This window comes from Acetobacter sacchari (assembly GCF_017377715.1).
Lineage (GTDB): Bacteria > Pseudomonadota > Alphaproteobacteria > Acetobacterales > Acetobacteraceae > Acetobacter > Acetobacter sacchari.
The window spans coordinates 1-233 of record NZ_JAFVMF010000130.1; the positions used below are offsets into that span (position 1 = coordinate 1).

The following is a 233-nucleotide window of genomic DNA, read 5'->3' on the forward strand; positions in this document are numbered from 1 at the left end:
GCAGTGGCGACGTCATCGCTCAGCGACAGGATGTACAACAATTGCTGACACTGCGCCGCGTTCGCGGCATCGCCCCGGTGGCCCGATTCGCACAAGGCGCGCAGCATATTGGCGGCAATTTCGATACGGTTGAATGTCGTGTCAGGTTTGAGCGCCTCAGCCAGCAGGCGGGCTTCAGCGGTGTGAATGCTCTGTAATTGCGGCAGCGAGAAATTACGTGGGCTCATCATGTG

The 233-nt window shown here is 58.8% G+C and carries 1 protein-coding gene; it reads right to left on the reverse strand.

Going from position 1 to position 233, the window contains the following annotated elements:
* Nucleotides 1-233: HOASN domain-containing protein (locus tag J2D73_RS20490; RefSeq protein ID WP_207884274.1), on the reverse strand; the 233-nt coding region annotated here is incomplete at both ends.